A 13,857-nucleotide genomic window follows, 5' to 3' on the forward strand; every position below is an offset into this window, starting at 1 on the left:
CCTCGTCATTCCGGCATGCTTTTCGCCGGAATCTGTGGTCCCCGGCCGCCCGCCCATCGGGATGCGGGTCGGCCCAGGACATGCGCTGGCCCGGTCGTGGTAGCGAACCTATCGCCCAGTAGAGTGCTCGCGTGAGTCTTGTGCTGCTACCCGCTGTCGATGTCGCCAATGGTGAGGCCGTGCGCCTGGTTCAGGGGGAGGCCGGGAGCGAGACCAGTTACGGGTCGCCGCGGGAGGCGGCGCTGGCCTGGCAGCACGACGGGGCGGAGTGGGTGCATCTGGTGGATCTGGATGCCGCCTTCGGGCGCGGGTCCAATCGCGATCTGCTGGCCGAGGTGGTGGGCGAGCTCGATGTGAAGGTGGAGCTGTCCGGCGGCATTCGCGACGACGAATCGCTGCGGGCGGCCCTGGCCACCGGCTGTGCCCGGGTCAATCTCGGCACGGCCGCCCTGGAGGATCCGCGGTGGTGCGCCCGTGCCCTCGGCGAGTACGGCGACCGGATCGCGATCGGCCTGGACGTGCGCATCGTCGACGGCGAATACCGGCTGCGCGGCCGCGGCTGGGTCACCGACGGCGGCGACCTGTGGGAGGTGCTCGAGCGCCTGGAGCGCGACGGCTGCTCGCGCTACGTCGTCACCGACGTCACCAAGGACGGCACCCTCACCGGCCCCAACCTGGACCTGCTGGGCGAGGTCACCAACGCGACCGGCGCCCCGGTGATCGCCTCCGGCGGCGTGTCCACCCTCGACGATCTGCGTGCCATCGCCGGGCTGGTGCCCGAGGGCGTGGAGGGCGCCATCGTCGGAAAGGCCCTGTACGCCGGGCGATTCACGCTGCCCGAGGCCCTCGCCGCGGTGCGCTGAGGCCATGGGCGCCGATCTCGCCGACCTGCTCGCCGTCGCGAGCGACGTCCTGGACTCCGCCGCACCGCGATTCGCCGAGGGCATCGGCGCACCGAGCGCCGTGCAGAAGGGCCGCGGGGACTTCGCCACCGAACTCGATCTCGAGCTGGAGCGCACCCTGTCGGCGCAGCTGTGGGAGCGCACCGGAATCCCCGTGCACGGAGAGGAATTCGGCGGACCCGAGCTCACCTCCGGCACCGCCTGGGTGCTCGACCCCATCGACGGCACCTTCAATTACTCGATGGGCCACCCGCTTTCGGGCATGCTGCTGGCGCTGGTCGACAACGGCGACCCGGTGCTCGGCCTGACCTGGCTGCCGCTGCTGGGCCGCCGCTACGCCGCGGCCGCGGGCGGTCCCGTGCTGCTGGACGGAGAACCGTTGCCGCCCTTGGCCTCCGGCAAGCTCTCCGACGCCATGATCGGCTTCGGCTCCTTCAATCTCGATGCCCACGGCCGCATTCCGGGCCGCTTCCGCTTCGACCTGCTCGGCGCGCTGAGCAGGTTGTCGGGGCGGATGCGCATGCACGGCTCCACCGGAATCGACCTGGCGTTCACCGCCTCCGGGGTGCTGGGCGGGGCGGTCGTGTTCGGGCATCATCCGTGGGACAACGCCGCGGGCGTGGCCATGGTGCGCGCCGCCGGGGGAGTGGTCACCGACCTGCTCGGCGAGCCGTGGACCATCGAATCCGGTTCGGTGCTGGCCGCCGCGCCCGGCGTGCACGCCGAACTGCTGGAAATGATCAATACCGCGGTGGACCGCGCCGCCGCCCGCGAGAGATGACGGGAACCGACGCAATGACCTTGGCAGTACGCGTGATTCCGTGCCTGGACGTCGACGCCGGCCGCGTCGTGAAGGGCGTGAACTTCGAAAACCTGCGCGACGCGGGCGATCCCGTGGAGCTGGCCGCCGCCTACGACGCCCAGGGCGCCGACGAACTCACCTTCCTCGACGTCACCGCCTCCACCGGCGACCGCGGCACCATGATCGACGTGGTGACCCGCACCGCCGAGCAGATCTTCATCCCGCTCACCGTCGGCGGCGGCGTGCGCACCGTCGAGGATGTCGACCGGCTGCTGCGCGCGGGCGCGGACAAGGTGTCGGTGAACACCGCCGCCATCGCCGATCCCGAGATCCTGCGCGAGATGTCGGAGCGCTTCGGCTCGCAGTGCATCGTGCTGTCGGTGGACGCGCGCCGGGTGCCGGACGGCAACCCGCCCACCCCGTCGGGCTGGGAGGTCACCACGCACGGCGGCAAGCGCAGCACCGGCATCGACGCGGTCGAGTGGGCGGTGCGCGGCGCGGAGCTGGGCGTCGGGGAGATCCTGCTCAACTCCATGGACGCCGACGGCACCAAGGCCGGGTTCGACCTGCCGATGATCGAAGCGGTCCGCGCGGCGGTGTCGGTGCCGATCATCGCCAGCGGCGGCGCCGGGCGGGTCGAGGACTTCGCCCCGGCGATCCGGACCGGGGCCGACGCGGTCCTGGCCGCCAGCGTCTTCCACTTCGGCGACCTGACGATCCCACAGGTGAAAAACGCGCTGCGCGCCGAAGGTATCGTCGTACGGTGACCACGAGTTTGGATCCCGCCATCGCCGCCCGCCTCAAGCGCAACGAGGCGGGGCTGGTCGCGGCCGTCGCGCAGGAGCGCGGCACCGGCGACGTGCTCATGCTGGCGTGGATGGACGACGAGGCCCTGGCCCGCACTTTGGCCACCCGCAAGGCCACCTACTTCTCCCGATCCCGGCAGCAGTACTGGGTCAAGGGCGAAACCTCCGGCCACACCCAGTACGTGCACGAGGTCCGCCTGGACTGCGACGGCGACACCGTCCTGCTGATCGTCGACCAGGAGGGTGCGGCCTGCCACACCGGCACCCACACCTGCTGGGACAGCGACATCCTGCTCGCCGACTGAGCTACTCCGGCTCCTGCGCCCGCCCGCCCGCGCGTCCGATGCCGCGGGCCAACCCGGCGTCGAGCTGGGACACCAGCGCCTCGCCGAGCTGCAGCAGCTCCTGCACGCGCTGGTCGTCGAGGCCGTCGAACACCAGCCCGCGCACCGCCTCGAGATAGCCGGGGGTGGCCTCCTCGACCTTGCGGAACCCGGCGTCGGTGAGCACGGCGTGCGCGCCGCGCCGACCCGCCAGTACCTCGCGTTGTGCCCAGCCGAGTCGCTCCAGCTTCGTCACCACATGCGACAGTCGAGATAGCGATGCATTTGCCTTATAAGCCAGTTCGCTCAGCTGAAGGCGATGCCCGGGTTCCTCGGACAGCAGCGCCATCACGAAATACTCGAAATGAGTCACCCCCGACTCGCGCTGCAGCTGGGTATCCATTGCCGCAGGCAAGCGAGTCGTGAGCGCAACCAGCATCCGCCAAGCTCGCTGTTCGACGGGATTCAGCCACTTCGTCACTTCGCGCCCTCTCTTGCAGCCAAGTGACGTGATTTTCGTTAGCAATCCTAGGGATTTATTGAAACTTCAATTCACAGTCACCTGCAAGCCTCAAGTTTGCCATGATTTCGCTCGAGGGGCACGGTTGTTTCGTTTGACGTGACATCTATCACGTGAAATCAATGGTCGGACGGTTTCGGCTCCGGCGGGGTGGTCTCGGCGGGCGGCGCCGGGGGCGGGTCGGCGGGCGGTGTCGCGGGTGTCGACTGCCGGGCCGCGCGGCGTTTGCGGAACCGCCTGCGCACCGACGCGGTGATGATCAGCAGGAACAGCACGGCGGCGACGATGACGGCGATCAGCGTCGCGCCGCGGAATCCGGGCGCGTTGACATTGAGGATCTGCTGACCGGTCTGCGCGGCGCCGTTGCGTCCGCGCACGATGGCGAGCGTCATCAGGTTCGGCAGGGCCGCGGCGATCGCCAGGACCGCCGCCGCTCCCGCGAGGAACCGGCCCGCCCGCGCGCGCCACATCCGCACGGCGAAGTACAGCAGCAGCAACGGAATCAGCGTGCAGACGAAGCCCAGGGCCAGGCCCGACCAGATGCCCCGGGCGAAGCTCCCGTGCCCCGACATGTCGGCGACGCGCTGCGCCCACCAGCGTGGAATGAACGCCGCGAGGAGTAGATACGCGACGACGAGCACGGCGACCACGGCCACCAGCCCGAGGATGCGATTGCGCCACAGGGCGAACGACGATTCGGTGCCGGACGATTGCTCCACGCTCCGCGAAGTCATAGCAACAGCGTATGCGTCGCCGCCGAACCGCGGCCCGAGTTCCGGCCCGGCGTTTCGGATCAGGCGGTTCTGCCGCGGAGGAAGTCCAGCGCCTGGTCGGCGTGCACGTTCGCCCGCAATTCGCCGGTAATGACGGTCAGGACCGTGCGATCGGTGTCGACGACGTAGGTGTGCCGCTTGACCGGCGCGAGCCTGCCGAGCAGGCCGCGCTTGACGCCGAACTGCTGCGCCACCGTGCCGTCGGCGTCGGACAGCAGCGGATAGCCCAGCCGCTGCGCCTGCGCGAAACCGGCCTGGGTGTCCACCGAATCGGTGCTGATGCCCGCGCAGCTCGCGCCGACGGCCGCGAATTCGGCGGCCAGATCGCGGAAGTGGCACGCCTCGGCGGTGCAGACCGGGGTGTTGGCGGCGGGGAAGAAGAACAGCACGAGCGGGCCGTCGGCCAGCAGTGCGTCCAGCGACCGGACGGCGCCGGTCTGGTCGGGAAGTTCGAACTGCGTAACGCGGTCACCGGCCTTCATGGCTGGGACAGTACCGGGCGCGGGCCGCGCCCGGTACCAACGCAATCGGCACTAGACACCGAGTAGCGCGGCCACTTCCGGGTTCTTGATGGCCATGACGTCGAGGATGCCGTGCGCCTTGAGGAACGGCTTGAGCTCCTTGATGCGATCGGCGTTCTCGGCGTACTCGGCCGGGAAGCGCTTGGGATCCAGGCTCTCCATCGCCTTCACATAGGTGACGAACGAGGCGAGCGCGTTGTGCTTGGTCGCCGAGCCGTGCGGCCCGGACTGGTTCATGCTCATCATCCGCGGCGGCTGCCCCGGAAAACCACCCGGTAGCGGCGCCGCATGCCGGGGGCCCTCCGGTGTCACCGGTTGCGAGGGGTACATCAGTGTGGAACTCCTCTCGTTGCAGGGATACCTCGTGCGACTCATGGAACGACGAGAGTGTAGTGACCGGGGCCACGTCCGCTGACGGGGGCCGGGAATTTCCGTTGCCGCGGGCTGGAATGATGAGTGGATGCAGGGCGACGCATCCGACCGTTCGAGTACCTCCGACACCACGACCACCAGGGAACAGTTCCGCGCGCTCGCGGCCGAGCATCGGGTCGTGCCGGTGACGCGAAAGGTGTTGGCGGACTCGGAGACTCCGCTGTCGACCTACCGCAAGCTGGCCGCGGGCCGGGCGGGCACGTTCCTGCTGGAGTCGGCGGAGAACGGGCGGTCGTGGTCGCGCTGGTCGTTCATCGGCGCGGGCAGTCCCACCGCGCTGACCGTAGTCGACGGGCACGCGACCTGGCTGGGCGCCACGCCCGCCGACGCGCCCTCCGGCGGCGACCCGCTGGACGCGCTGCACGACACCCTGGAGCTGCTGCGCTCCGAGCGCCTGCCCGGCCTGCCGCCGCTGACCGGCGGCCTGGTCGGCTATCTCGGCTACGACATCGTGCGCCGGATGGAACGGCTGCCGGAGCTCGCGGTCGACGACCTGCAGGTGCCGGAGATGGTGATGATGCTGGCCACCGACCTGGCCGCCTTCGACCATCACGAGGGCGCGATCACCCTGATCGCCAACGCGGTCAACTGGAACGGCACCGACGAGCGGGTGGACGCGGCCTACGACGACGCCGTCGCCCGCCTGGACACGATGACCGCCGCCCTGGGCGCCCCGGCAGAGTCCACGGTGTCGGTGTTCGACCGCCCCGAGCCCGACTACCGCCGTCGCCGCACCGCCGCCGAATTCGGCGCGGGCGTGACCCGGCTGGTCAAGGAGATCGAGGCGGGCGAGGCGTTCCAGGTGGTGCTGTCGCAGCGGTTCGAGATGGACTACGACGGCAGCCCGCTCGAGGTGTATCGCATGCTGCGCGCGTCGAATCCGAGCCCGTACATGTATCTGATGCACATCCCGGACGGTTCCGGCGGCACCGCGTTCTCCATCGTCGGCTCCAGCCCGGAGTCGCTGGTGACGGTGAAGGACGGGGTCGCCACCACGCATCCGATCGCGGGCACCCGCTGGCGCGGCGCCACCGTCGAGGACGACCTGCTGCTGGAGAAGGACCTGCTGGCCGACGCCAAGGAGAACGCCGAACACCTGATGCTCGTCGACCTGGGCCGCAACGATCTGGGCCGGGTCTGCCGCCCCGGGACCGTGCGGGTCACCGACTACCGGCACGTCGAGCGCTACAGCCACGTCATGCACCTGGTGTCCACGGTGTCCGGGCAGCTGGCGCCCGGCCGCATCGCGCTCGACGCGGTGCGCGCCTGCTTCCCGGCCGGAACCCTGTCCGGCGCGCCGAAGGTGCGGGCCATGGAGCTGATCGAGGAGCTCGAACCCACCCGCCGCGGCGTCTACGCCGGGGTGGTCGGGTATCTGGACTTCGCGGGCGATGCCGATACCGCCATCGCCATCCGCACCGCCCTGCTCAAGAACGGCACCGCGTACGTGCAGGCGGGCGGCGGCATCGTCGCCGACTCGCAGCCCGAGTACGAGGACAACGAGTCCCGCAACAAGGCGATGGCGGTGCTCAAGGCCATCGCCGCCGCGCAGACCGTGCGCGCCTTCACCCCCGGACCCGACGGCGGCACCCGATGAGTGCGGCGGAATCCGATTCGGCCCCACCGAATTCGCCCGACGACCCCGCGCCCGCCACCACCCGGCGGAACCCGATCGGCCCGGTGCTGCTGCTGGCCCTGGCCGCCGCCGCGCTCTGGGGCTCCTCGCGGCTGACCTGGGTCACGCTGCGGTCCTCCGACGGGCTCACCGAGCAGCGCACCCGCCACCTCGACGGCGGCACCTGGTTCGGGGCGCTCACGCCGCTGGCGCTGGTGCTGCTGGCCGCCATCGCGGCCGTGTTCGCCACCCGGGGCTGGCTGCGCCGGGTGATCGGCGCGGTGGTGGCGGTGGTGGCCGCGGCCGCCGCCGTCCCGGGCCTCGCGCTGCTGACCCACCACGGCGATCTCGCCGCGCGCGCCGCCAAGCTGGCCGAGCTGCCCGCCCGCGCGCAGGTGGACCAGGCGAGCTCCGCGCCGCTGCCCGCGCTGCTGAGCCTGCTCGGCGCGGTGGCGGCGTTCGCGGCCGGGGTGCTGCTGGCTCGGATGCCGGAGTCCACCGCCCGACTGTCGGGCAAGTACGACAATCCGGTGTTCCGCCGCCGCGCCGCCGCCGAACAGGTGCAGCAGCACGCGCGGCAGACCGGGGACGCGCCGAAAGACGGGACGGCGCAGCCGGATTCGGCCGCGAACGGGCCGTTGTCCGAGCGTGTGCTGTGGGACGCCCTCGACGCCGGGGCCGACCCCACCGAGGACGAGCCGCGGCGTGATCGATGACCCCACCACCGCGTTGTGCGACGCAGAACACCCCGCCGACAACGCGGTGAACACCGCCAATTACTCTTCTAACAGCATCGGTGAGACAGCGCCTGGGGGGACTCTCAGGCAGCAAGTCCGTCTCCCCAGAAAGGATTCGAGCCAGATGACGGTACTCGACTCGATTCTCGACGGGGTCCGTGCGGATGTCGCCGCTCGGGAAGCCCTCCTGGATTTCCAGGCTGTCAAGAAGGCCGCCGCCGCGGCGCCTTCGCCGCGGGACGCATACGCCGCACTGCATGCGGACGGCATCGGAGTCATTGCCGAGGTCAAGCGGGCCAGCCCGTCCAAGGGTGCCCTGGCCGACATTCCGGACCCCGCCAAGCTGGCCCACGCCTACGAGGACGGCGGCGCGCGCGTGATCAGCGTGCTCACCGAGGGCCGCCGCTTCCACGGCTCGCTGGCCGACCTGGACGCCGTCCGCGCGGTCGTCGACGTGCCGATCCTGCGCAAGGACTTCGTCGTCGGGCCGTACCAGATCCACGAGGCGCGCGCGCACGGCGCGGACATGATCCTGCTGATCGTGGCCGCCCTCGAGCAGGACGTGCTGTCCTCGCTGATCGACCGCACCGAATCGCTGGGCATGACGGCCCTGGTCGAGGTGCACACCGAGGAGGAGGCCGACCGCGCCCTCGAGGCGGGCGCCTCGGTCATGGGCGTGAACGCCCGCAACCTGAAGACCCTCGAGGTGGACACCGACGTGTTCGCCCGCATCGCCCCCGGCCTGCCCACCGAGGTCATCCGGGTGGCCGAATCCGGGATCAGCGGCACCGCCGATCTGCTGGCCTACGCCGGCGCCGGGGCGGACGCCGTGCTCGTCGGCGAGAGCCTGGTGACCAGCGGCGACCCGCGCGCGGCGGTCTCCGAACTGGTCACCGCCGGTACCCACCCGTCCTGCCCGCGACCGCTGCGCAGGGGAGCCAGTCGATGACCCGTACCGACGAGCCCACGCTGCCCCAGGCCAGCGCGGGCGTGACTCAGCGCAGCCACGAGCCCGACGCCGGTGGACATTTCGGCGTGTACGGCGGTCGCCACGTGCCCGAGGCGCTGATGGCGGTGATCGAGGAGGTCACCGCCGAATACGACAAGTGCCGGGTCGATCCCGGCTTCCTGGGCGAGCTGGACCGCCTGCAGCGCGACTACGCCGGTCGCCCGTCGCCGGTGTACGAGTGCACCCGGCTGTCGGAACACGCGGGCGGCGCGCGGATCCTGCTCAAGCGCGAGGACCTGAACCACACCGGCTCGCACAAGATCAATAATGTGCTCGGGCAGGCGCTGCTGGCCCAGCGGATGGGCAAGACCCGGGTCATCGCCGAGACCGGCGCGGGCCAGCACGGCGTCGCCACCGCCACCGCGTGCGCGCTGCTGGGCCTGGACTGCGTGATCTACATGGGCGCGGTCGACACCGCCCGCCAGGCGCTGAACGTGGCCCGCATGCGGCTGCTCGGCGCCGAGGTGGTGTCGGTGACCAGCGGCTCGCAGACGCTCAAGGACGCCATCAACGAGGCGCTGCGCGACTGGGTGACCAACGCCGAGGACACCTACTACTGCTTCGGCACCGCCGCGGGCCCGCATCCGTTCCCGTTGCTGGTCCGCGACTTTCAGCGGGTGGTCGGCCTGGAGGCGCGTGCGCAGGTGCACTCGTCGACCGGGCGGCTGCCCGACGCCGTGGTCGCCTGCGTCGGCGGCGGCTCCAACGCGATCGGCATCTTCCACGCCTTCCTCGACGACCCGGGCGTGCGCCTGGTCGGCTACGAGGCCGCCGGTGACGGCGTCGATACCGGACGGCACGCGGCCACGTTCACCGGCGGGCGGCCCGGCGCGTTCCAGGGCGCGTACTCGTATCTGCTGCAGGACGAGGACGGCCAGACCATCGAATCCCATTCCATCTCCGCGGGTCTGGACTATCCCGGGGTGGGGCCGGAGCATGCCTACCTGAAGGACACCGGGCGCGCCGAGTACCGGCCGATCACCGACGGCGAGGCGATGGACGCGCTGCTGCTGCTCTCGCGCACCGAGGGCATCATCCCGGCCATCGAGTCCGCGCACGCGGTGGCGGGCGCGCTGCAGCTGGGCCGCGAATTGGGCCCGGGCGCAATCATTCTGGTGAGTCTGTCCGGTCGCGGCGACAAGGACATGGACACCGCGGCCCGCTGGTTCGGGCTGTTCGACGAACCGGAGGACGCGAAATGAGCCGCCTGGAAGCCACGTTCGCCGCCACGCGGGCGGCGGGCCGGGCCGCGCTCGTCGGATACCTCCCGGCCGGATATCCCGACCTGGCCGGGTCCATCGACGTCTGCACGGCGATGGTCGAATCCGGCTGCGACATCATCGAAGTCGGCGTCGCCTACTCCGATCCGGTGATGGACGGCCCGACCATCCAGGCCGCCGCCGAGCAGGCGCTGCGCGGCGGGGTGCGGGTGCGCGACGTGTTCTCGGTGGTCGAGGCGATCTCGCGGGCCGGTGGCCACGCCGTGGTGATGGCCTACTGGAATCCGGTGCTGCAGTACGGCGTCGACCGTTTCGCCCGCGATCTGGCGGGCGCGGGCGGGCTCGGGCTGATCACCCCGAACCTCATCCCGGAGGAGGCCGACGACTGGTTCGCCGCCTCCGAGGCGCACGATCTGGACCGCATCTTCCTGGTCGCGCCGTCCTCGACCGAGGAGCGGCTGGCCAAGACCATCCAGGCGAGCCGGGGCTTCGTCTACGCGGCGTCCACGATGGGCGTGACCGGCGCCCGCGACGCGGTCTCCTCGGCGGCCCCCGAGCTGTGCGCCCGCATCCGCGCGCACTCCGACATCCCGATCGGCGTCGGTCTCGGGGTGCGCAGCGGCGCGCAGGCGGCCGAAATCGCCTCCTACGCCGATGGAGTCATCGTCGGCTCGGCCCTGGTGACCGCGGCGGGTGAGGGCCTGGACCGGGTTCGGACGCTGACCGCCGAGCTCGCCGAGGGCGTGCGCTCGGCGTCGGTGCCCTCCTGACGACGCGCTTCCGTTACGGTGGGGCCCGTGACTTTTCCAGCCCTGGCAGAGAGTGTTGTTGCGCACGGTGCGTCGCCAGCGGCGGTGCTGGCCTATATACCCAGCCCGCCGCGCGGCGTATGGTACGTGGGCCCGTTTCCGCTGCGGGCCTACGCGCTGTGCATCATCGCCGGCATCATCATCGCGATCTGGTGGGGGGAGCGGCGCTGGCGTGAGCGCGGCGGACAGCCCGGCGCGGTCTTGGACGTCGCCATGTTCGCGGTGCCGTTCGGTCTGGTCGGCGGGCGTCTCTATCACGTCGCCACCGACTGGCAGAAGTACTTCGGCGACGGCGGTCATCCGCTCAACGCGCTGAAGGTGTGGGAGGGTGGCCTCGGCATCTGGGGCGCGGTGCTGCTGGGCGGCATCGGCGCCTGGATCGGCTGCCGGGTCTATCGAATCCCGTTGCCCGCCTTCGGCGATGCCATCGCCCCGCCGATCCTGCTGGCGCAGGCGATCGGCCGCCTGGGCAACTACTTCAACCAGGAGCTGTACGGCCGCCGCACGGACGTGCCGTGGGGGCTGCAGATCTACCTGCGCTTCGACTCGCACGGCCAGCTCGACATGATGAACGGCACCTCCACCGGCGTGGTGGACAAGATCGTGCAGCCGACGTTCCTCTACGAGCTGATCTGGAACGTGCTCGGGGTGCTGGCGCTGGTGTGGCTGGACAAGCGGTACCGCATCGGCCACGGCCGGTTGTTCGCGCTGTACGTGGCGATCTACACCTTCGGCCGCTTCTGGGTGGAGCTGCTGCGCGACGACGAGGCCACCCACATCTTCGGCATCCGCATCAACTCCTACACCTCGACGCTGGTGTTCCTGTGTGCCATCGCGTATTTCCTGCTCGCCACCAAGGGGCGGGAGACGGCCGAACAGCTCCAGCCGGGCGGTGTACGCCCCTGGCCGTGGCAGCTGGCCGCACTGCGCAAGGCCGGGGCGCCCTCGGAAAGCGCTGCGGCGCAGGCCGATACCGGGGCCGACGGTTCGGATGCGACGTCGGGGACCGGGGCGGCCGACACCGCGGTGTCGGGCGCCGATCGGGCCGGGACGGCAGAATCGGCCTCCGGCAACGATTCCGCCGCGACCGGCGATACCGAGGAAGATTCCGCCGCGGCCATCGAGTCGACGAAACCGGCGGACTCGGGCAAGAATTGACGTCCGACGCGCCGCGCTCCGGCGCGGCGCACCGGGGGGCCGGGCCGGACGGACGGACCCGCACGACCTAGGAGGACCGCACAGTGACCGACCCGTACCAGCAGCACCCCATGGACGGGCCGCAGTACGGCGCGCCCGGCACCGGCCCGGGCCAGCCGCACGACGCCTACGCCCAGCCCGCCGATCCCTATGGGCAGCAACAGTTCCCGCCGCCGCCGTACGGTCAGCCCTACGGCTATCCGCCCGCACCGTACGGCCCGCCCGGTATGGACCCACAGGCGCCCTACGGCCGCAATGTGTACGGCGAACCGTATTCGGACAAGTCGAAGCTGGCGGCCGGGCTGCTGCAGATCTTCCTCGGCTTCTTCGGCGTCGGCCGCTTCTACCTCGGCTACACCGGCCTCGGCGTGGCGCAGCTGGTGGTCAGCATCCTCACCTGCGGCGTCGGCCACATCTGGGGCCTGATCGACGGCATCATGATCCTCGCCGGAAAGGTGCGCGACCCGGACGGGCGCCCGCTGCAGGACTGATCCCGGCCAAGAGCATGCCGGGATGACGAGTGGTGACAGCGTGCCGGGATGACGAGTGGTGACCGATTTGTCCGGTATAAAATTCGGCCTGAGCGTTACCCTCGGTCCTGTTCCTCGCGTGTCGTAGGCTGTGGCGGTTCTGTGTGTCGTGTGCGGGATCGGCCCGCACATTGCGGGAGAGGTATTTCATTGCGCCGCCAGCTGTTCGCCGCCGTGCTCGCCATCGCCGCCGCCACCGGCCTCGTGACCGGATGCGGCAGCAAGGACCCGAATGTGTTGCGGGTCGGGACCGAGGGTACCTACGCGCCGTTCAGTTTCCAGGGCTCCGACGGCAAGCTCACCGGATACGACATCGAGGTGATGCAGGCCGTCGCCGGTAAGCTCGGCAAGAAGGTCGAATTCGTGCAGACCCCGTGGGACTCGATCTTCGCGGGCCTGGAGTCCAAGCGCTTCGACCTGGTCGCCAACCAGGTGACGGTCAATCCCGACCGGCAGCAGAAGTACGCGCTCTCCCAGCCCTACACCACCTCCGACGGCGTCATCGTCACCCGCACCGACAACGGCACCATCGCCACGCTCGCCGACCTGAACGGCAAGACCTGCGCCCAGTCCTCCACCAGCAACTGGAGCAAGGTGGCTTCCGGCGCGGGCTGCAAGGTCGAGGCCGTCGAGGGCTTCGTGCAGGCCATCCAGTTGCTCAAGAACGGCCGCGTCGACGCCGCCGTCAACGACACCCTGGCCGTCGGCGAGTACAGCAAGAAGACCGGCGACCTGACGGTGAAGGTGGCCGGGAAGACCGGCCAGACCAGCACCCAGGCATTCGCCGCGCGCAAGGACTCCGGCAAGCTGGTCGACGACGTCAACGGCGCGCTGGACGCGCTGCGGGCCGACGGCACGCTCGCCAGAATCTCGGACAAGTACTTCGGCACCGACGTCAGCAAGTAGGCCGGGTACCGACCCCGCATGGATTCCTCCACCTGGGCGCTGATCCGCCACAACCTCTGGCCGATGCTGGAGGCCACCGTCACCAAGACGCTGCCGCTGACCGCGATCAGCTTCGGCATCGGCCTGGTGCTCGCGCTGTTCGTGGCGCTGGCCCGGATGTCGACGATGTGGCCGGTCGCCGCGGCGGCCCGCTTCTACATCTCGATCATTCGCGGCACGCCGCTGCTGGTGCAGCTGTTCATCGTGTTCTACGCGCTGCCACAGCTGAACATCGTGATCGATCCGTTCCCCGCGGCCGTGATCGCGTTCAGCCTCAACGTCGGCGGCTATGCCGCGGAGGTGGTGCGCGCGGCGATCCTGTCGGTCGCGCACGGCCAGTGGGAGGCCGCGCACGCGCTGGGCCTGTCGCACGTGCAGACGCTGCGCTCGATCATCCTGCCGCAGGCCGCGCGGATTGCCGTACCGCCGCTGTCGAATACGCTCATCTCGTTGGTGAAGGACACGTCGCTGGCGTCCACCATCCTGGTAACCGAATTGTTGCGAGTAGCCCAACTCGCGGCCGCGCCGACGTTCGACTTCTTCGCCCTCTACGGCGTCGCAGCTATCTACTACTGGGTAATATGTTTGATACTCGGATTCGCACAGACCAGGTTGGAAACACGTCTGGCCAGGCATGTGGCCAGATGAGGCCGATTCCGGCTTTTCCGGCGGGTAGCGAAGGGTGTGCCCGTTCAGCGGTCCACCGGCGGCAGGAC

The 13,857-nt window shown here is 70.2% G+C and carries 17 protein-coding genes; 13 read left to right on the plus strand and 4 right to left on the minus strand.

Going from position 1 to position 13,857, the window contains the following annotated elements:
* Nucleotides 1-131 precede the first annotated feature (131 nt).
* From priA to hisI, 4 genes are read left to right on the plus strand one after another with little or no spacing between them, the layout of a single operon-like run.
* Complete coding sequence (priA, locus tag HPY32_RS08875; RefSeq protein ID WP_067591450.1) at nt 132-863, plus strand: bifunctional 1-(5-phosphoribosyl)-5-((5-phosphoribosylamino)methylideneamino)imidazole-4-carboxamide isomerase/phosphoribosylanthranilate isomerase PriA; 732 nt, start codon at nt 132-134, stop codon at nt 861-863.
* Nucleotides 864-867: 4 nt separating this feature from the next.
* Nucleotides 868-1,683, plus strand: coding sequence for an inositol monophosphatase family protein (locus HPY32_RS08880; protein WP_067591447.1), 816 nt, complete (start codon nt 868-870; stop codon nt 1,681-1,683).
* A 14-nt stretch (nt 1,684-1,697) separates the two neighbouring features.
* Nucleotides 1,698-2,471 (plus strand): imidazole glycerol phosphate synthase subunit HisF, encoded by a 774-nt coding sequence (hisF, locus tag HPY32_RS08885; protein ID WP_067591444.1) that lies wholly within the window; start codon nt 1,698-1,700, stop codon nt 2,469-2,471.
* Nucleotides 2,468-2,815 carry a phosphoribosyl-AMP cyclohydrolase gene (gene hisI / locus HPY32_RS08890; protein WP_067591442.1) on the plus strand — a complete coding sequence of 116 codons (348 nt, stop codon included), beginning with the start codon at nt 2,468-2,470 and terminating at the stop codon, nt 2,813-2,815. The genes hisF and hisI overlap by 4 nt, the downstream gene beginning before the upstream one ends.
* A gap of 1 nt (nt 2,816) precedes the next feature.
* Here the strand turns inward: hisI and HPY32_RS08895 are convergent, their stop codons facing one another.
* The 4 genes from HPY32_RS08895 to HPY32_RS08910 form a co-directional block, all read right to left on the minus strand.
* Nucleotides 2,817-3,272 carry a MarR family winged helix-turn-helix transcriptional regulator gene (locus HPY32_RS08895; RefSeq protein ID WP_231951946.1) on the minus strand — a complete coding sequence of 152 codons (456 nt, stop codon included), beginning with the start codon at nt 3,270-3,272 and terminating at the stop codon, nt 2,817-2,819.
* Between the two features lie 200 nt (nt 3,273-3,472).
* Nucleotides 3,473-4,087, minus strand: a complete 615-nt coding sequence (locus HPY32_RS08900) for a permease (RefSeq protein WP_067591439.1) — start codon at nt 4,085-4,087, stop codon at nt 3,473-3,475.
* Between the two features lie 59 nt (nt 4,088-4,146).
* Nucleotides 4,147-4,608 carry a peroxiredoxin gene (locus tag HPY32_RS08905; RefSeq protein ID WP_067591436.1) on the minus strand — a complete coding sequence of 154 codons (462 nt, stop codon included), beginning with the start codon at nt 4,606-4,608 and terminating at the stop codon, nt 4,147-4,149.
* A 51-nt stretch (nt 4,609-4,659) separates the two neighbouring features.
* On the minus strand, nt 4,660-4,977 hold the full coding sequence (locus HPY32_RS08910) for a hypothetical protein (RefSeq protein WP_067591433.1): 318 nt from the start codon (nt 4,975-4,977) through the stop codon (nt 4,660-4,662).
* A gap of 130 nt (nt 4,978-5,107) precedes the next feature.
* Here HPY32_RS08910 and HPY32_RS08915 point away from each other — a divergent pair, with 130 nt between their 5' ends.
* The 9 genes from HPY32_RS08915 to HPY32_RS08955 all read left to right on the plus strand — a co-directional run bounded on the left by HPY32_RS08915 (nt 5,108) and on the right by HPY32_RS08955 (nt 13,789).
* Nucleotides 5,108-6,676: an anthranilate synthase component I gene (locus tag HPY32_RS08915; protein ID WP_067591429.1), complete on the plus strand. Its 1,569-nt coding sequence runs from the start codon at nt 5,108-5,110 to the stop codon at nt 6,674-6,676.
* Entirely contained in the window at nt 6,673-7,410 is a 738-nt protein-coding gene (locus HPY32_RS08920; protein ID WP_067591424.1) for a TIGR02234 family membrane protein, read from the plus strand. The genes HPY32_RS08915 and HPY32_RS08920 overlap by 4 nt, the downstream gene beginning before the upstream one ends.
* A gap of 145 nt (nt 7,411-7,555) precedes the next feature.
* Nucleotides 7,556-8,380 carry an indole-3-glycerol phosphate synthase TrpC gene (trpC, locus tag HPY32_RS08925; protein ID WP_067591420.1) on the plus strand — a complete coding sequence of 275 codons (825 nt, stop codon included), beginning with the start codon at nt 7,556-7,558 and terminating at the stop codon, nt 8,378-8,380.
* Nucleotides 8,377-9,642, plus strand: coding sequence for a tryptophan synthase subunit beta (gene trpB, locus HPY32_RS08930; RefSeq protein WP_067591416.1), 1,266 nt, complete (start codon nt 8,377-8,379; stop codon nt 9,640-9,642). The genes trpC and trpB overlap by 4 nt, the downstream gene beginning before the upstream one ends.
* Nucleotides 9,639-10,430: a tryptophan synthase subunit alpha gene (gene trpA, locus HPY32_RS08935; protein WP_067591413.1), complete on the plus strand. Its 792-nt coding sequence runs from the start codon at nt 9,639-9,641 to the stop codon at nt 10,428-10,430. Before trpB ends, trpA begins: the two co-directional genes overlap by 4 nt.
* Before the next feature lie 27 nt (nt 10,431-10,457).
* Nucleotides 10,458-11,627 carry a prolipoprotein diacylglyceryl transferase gene (gene lgt, locus HPY32_RS08940; RefSeq protein WP_082871598.1) on the plus strand — a complete coding sequence of 390 codons (1,170 nt, stop codon included), beginning with the start codon at nt 10,458-10,460 and terminating at the stop codon, nt 11,625-11,627.
* An 83-nt stretch (nt 11,628-11,710) separates the two neighbouring features.
* Nucleotides 11,711-12,157 carry a TM2 domain-containing protein gene (locus HPY32_RS08945; RefSeq protein WP_067591412.1) on the plus strand — a complete coding sequence of 149 codons (447 nt, stop codon included), beginning with the start codon at nt 11,711-11,713 and terminating at the stop codon, nt 12,155-12,157.
* Between the two features lie 189 nt (nt 12,158-12,346).
* Nucleotides 12,347-13,102, plus strand: a complete 756-nt coding sequence (locus HPY32_RS08950; protein WP_067591411.1) for a transporter substrate-binding domain-containing protein — start codon at nt 12,347-12,349, stop codon at nt 13,100-13,102.
* An 18-nt stretch (nt 13,103-13,120) separates the two neighbouring features.
* Nucleotides 13,121-13,789, plus strand: a complete 669-nt coding sequence (locus tag HPY32_RS08955; protein WP_067591410.1) for an amino acid ABC transporter permease — start codon at nt 13,121-13,123, stop codon at nt 13,787-13,789.
* Nucleotides 13,790-13,857: the final 68 nt, after the last annotated feature.

The organism is Nocardia terpenica, assembly GCF_013186535.1.
Lineage (GTDB): Bacteria > Actinomycetota > Actinomycetes > Mycobacteriales > Mycobacteriaceae > Nocardia > Nocardia terpenica.

Coding starts and splice junctions, on each gene's coding strand:
- HPY32_RS08915 (WP_067591429.1), top strand. CDS start 5,108: ATGCAGGGCGACGCATCCGACCGTTCGAGTACCTCCGACACCACGACC.
- HPY32_RS08895 (WP_231951946.1), bottom strand. CDS start 3,272: ATGCTGGTTGCGCTCACGACTCGCTTGCCTGCGGCAATGGATACCCAG.
- trpB (WP_067591416.1), top strand. CDS start 8,377: ATGACCCGTACCGACGAGCCCACGCTGCCCCAGGCCAGCGCGGGCGTG.
- HPY32_RS08905 (WP_067591436.1), bottom strand. CDS start 4,608: ATGAAGGCCGGTGACCGCGTTACGCAGTTCGAACTTCCCGACCAGACC.
- HPY32_RS08910 (WP_067591433.1), bottom strand. CDS start 4,977: ATGTACCCCTCGCAACCGGTGACACCGGAGGGCCCCCGGCATGCGGCG.
- HPY32_RS08900 (WP_067591439.1), bottom strand. CDS start 4,087: ATGACTTCGCGGAGCGTGGAGCAATCGTCCGGCACCGAATCGTCGTTC.
- hisF (WP_067591444.1), top strand. CDS start 1,698: ATGACCTTGGCAGTACGCGTGATTCCGTGCCTGGACGTCGACGCCGGC.
- HPY32_RS08920 (WP_067591424.1), top strand. CDS start 6,673: ATGAGTGCGGCGGAATCCGATTCGGCCCCACCGAATTCGCCCGACGAC.
- trpA (WP_067591413.1), top strand. CDS start 9,639: ATGAGCCGCCTGGAAGCCACGTTCGCCGCCACGCGGGCGGCGGGCCGG.
- HPY32_RS08880 (WP_067591447.1), top strand. CDS start 868: ATGGGCGCCGATCTCGCCGACCTGCTCGCCGTCGCGAGCGACGTCCTG.
- trpC (WP_067591420.1), top strand. CDS start 7,556: ATGACGGTACTCGACTCGATTCTCGACGGGGTCCGTGCGGATGTCGCC.
- HPY32_RS08955 (WP_067591410.1), top strand. CDS start 13,121: ATGGATTCCTCCACCTGGGCGCTGATCCGCCACAACCTCTGGCCGATG.